Origin of the sequence: Exiguobacterium sp. SH0S7 (assembly GCF_004337195.1) — a bacterium.
Classification (GTDB): domain Bacteria; phylum Bacillota; class Bacilli; order Exiguobacteriales; family Exiguobacteriaceae; genus Exiguobacterium; species Exiguobacterium aurantiacum_A.
In genome coordinates, this window is the sequence record NZ_SJVA01000024.1 from 1 (window position 1) to 2,999 (window position 2,999).

The 2,999-nt window shown below is 54.5% G+C and carries 1 rRNA gene; it reads right to left on the reverse strand.

Going from position 1 to position 2,999, the window contains the following annotated elements:
- Nucleotides 1–4 precede the first annotated feature (4 nt).
- Nucleotides 5–2,918, reverse strand: a 23S ribosomal RNA gene (locus EVJ22_RS15115).
- Nucleotides 2,919–2,999: the final 81 nt, after the last annotated feature.

The following is a 2,999-nucleotide window of genomic DNA, read 5'->3' on the forward strand; positions in this document are numbered from 1 at the left end:
TTTCTAGATCAAAGCCTCGACCGATTAGTATCATTCAGCTCCACACGTCGCCGTGCTTCCACCCATGACCTATCTACCTCATCGTCTCTGAGGGGTCTTTCTTGATTGCTCAAAGGGAAATCTCATCTCGGAGGGGGCTTCATGCTTAGATGCTTTCAGCACTTATCCCGTCCGCACGTAGCTACCCAGCGATGCTCCTGGCGGAACAACTGGTACACCAGCGGTGCGTCCATCCCGGTCCTCTCGTACTAAGGACAGCTCTCCTCAAATTTCCTGCGCCCACGACGGATAGGGACCGAACTGTCTCACGACGTTCTGAACCCAGCTCGCGTACCGCTTTAATGGGCGAACAGCCCAACCCTTGGGACCTACTCCAGCCCCAGGATGCGATGAGCCGACATCGAGGTGCCAAACCTCCCCGTCGATGTGGACTCTTGGGGGAGATCAGCCTGTTATCCCCAGGGTAGCTTTTATCCGTTGAGCGATGGCCCTTCCATGCGGAACCACCGGATCACTAAGCCCGACTTTCGTCCCTGCTCGACTTGTAGGTCTCGCAGTCAAGCTCCCTTCTGCCTTTGCACTCTGCGAATGATTTCCAACCATTCTGAGGGAACCTTTGGGCGCCTCCGTTACTGTTTAGGAGGCGACCGCCCCAGTCAAACTACCCGCCTGACACGGTCCTCCAGCCGGATCACGGCTGCGAGTTAGAGACTCTATACGCAAAGGGTGGTATCCCAAGGATGTCTCCACCGAAGCTGGCGCTCCGGCTTCACAAACTCCCACCTATCCTGTACATCGCGTACAAAGCCTCAATATCAGGCTGTAGTAAAGCTCCATGGGGTCTTTCCGTCCTGTCGCGGGTAACCTGCATCTTCACAGGTACTATGATTTCACCGGGTCTCTCGTTGAGACAGTGCCCAAATCGTTACGCCTTTCGTGCGGGTCGGAACTTACCCGACAAGGAATTTCGCTACCTTAGGACCGTTATAGTTACGGCCGCCGTTTACTGGGGCTTCGGTTCAGTGCTTCTCTTGCGATGACACATCCCCTTAACCTTCCAGCACCGGGCAGGCGTCAGCCCCTATACTTCATCTTGCGATTTAGCAGAGACCTGTGTTTTTGCTAAACAGTCGTTTGGGCCTATTCACTGCGGCTTATGTTGCCATAAGCGTCCCTTCTCCCGAAGTTACGGGACCATTTTGCCGAGTTCCTTAACGAGAGTTATCCCGCGCGTCTTAGAATTCTCATCTCGCCTACCTGTGTCGGTTTACGGTACTGGCGCCGACCTCCTTACTAGAGGCTTTTCTTGGCAGCGTGAAATCCGGTACTTCGCCCTACGGGCTCCACATCACAGCTCAACCTTGTGTGCCGGGCGGATTTGCCAACCCGACGGCCTCGCTGCTTGTCCGTGCACTTCCAGTCGCACGGTTACCTTATCCTTCTGCGTCCCCCCATCGTTCAAACGGTGGTACGGCGGTACAGGAATATCAACCTGTTGTCCATCGCCTACGCCTTTCGGCCTCGGCTTAGGTCCAGACTAACCCTGAGCGGACGAGCCTTCCTCAGGAAACCTTGGGCTTTCGACGGAGGGGATTCTCACCCCTCTTTTCGCTACTCACACCGGCATTCTCACTTCCAAGCGCTCCACGGCTCCTCACGATACCGCTTCACTGCTGCTTGGAACGCTCCCCTACCATTCCTTACGGAATCCATAGCTTCGGTGGTATGTTTAGCCCCGTTAAATTTTCGGCGCGGCGTCACTCGACTAGTGAGCTATTACGCACTCTTTGAATGGTGGCTGCTTCTAAGCCAACATCCTAGTTGTCTGTGCAACGCCACATCCTTTTCCACTTAACATACACTTTGGGACCTTAGCTGATGGTCTGGGCTGTTTCCCTTTCGACTACGGATCTTATCACTCGCAGTCTGACTCCCGAGTACAAGTTGCCGGCATTCGGAGTTTGACTGAATTCGGTAACCCTGTGGGGGCCCCTAGTCCAATCAGTGCTCTACCTCCGGAACTCTTCACCTCGAGGCTAGCCCTAAAGCTATTTCGGGGAGAACCAGCTATCTCCAGGTTCGATTGGCATTTCACCGCTACCCACACCTCATCCCCGCACTTTTCAACGTGCGTGGGTTCGGACCTCCAGTCAGTGTTACCTGACCTTCATCCTGGACATGGGTAGATCACCTGGTTTCGGGTCTACGACGACGGACTGATGCGCCCTATTCAGACTCGCTTTCGCTGCGGCTCCGCCTCATCAGCTTAACCTTGCCCGCCATCGTAACTCGCCGGTTCATTCTACAAAAGGCACGCCATCACCCGTTAACGGGCTCTGACTACTTGTAGGCATACGGTTTCAGGATCTATTTCACTCCCCTTCCGGGGTGCTTTTCACCTTTCCCTCACGGTACTGGTTCACTATCGGTCACTAGGAAGTATTTAGCCTTGGGAGATGGTCCTCCCGGATTCCGACGGGGTTTCACGTGTCCCGCCGTACTCAGGATCCACTCTGGAGGGGATACGATTTCGGCTACAGGGCCGTCACCTTCTCTGGCCGACCTTTCCAGGTCGTTCACCTATCCTATCCCTTTGTAACTCCGTATAGAGTGTCCTACAACCCCAGGAAGCATGCTTCCTGGTTTGGGCTGTTCCCGTTTCGCTCGCCGCTACTCAGGGAATCGAATTTTCTTTCTCTTCCTCCGGGTACTTAGATGTTTCAGTTCCCCGGGTTTGCCTCACACCGTGCTATGTATTCACACGGGTGTCCCGCCAGTCTCCCGGCGGTGGGTTCCCCCATTCGGATACCTCTGGATCAAAGTGCACTTACCACTCCCCAGAGCATTTCGCTGTTCGTCGCGTCCTTCATCGGCTCCTAGTGCCAAGGCATCCACCGTACGCCCTTTCTACCTTGATCTAGCGTCTCTAAGACACACGGTCCGAACGGACCATGCATATTGTTCTTGGTTTGATGTCTTGATGAATCTTCAGTTTTCAA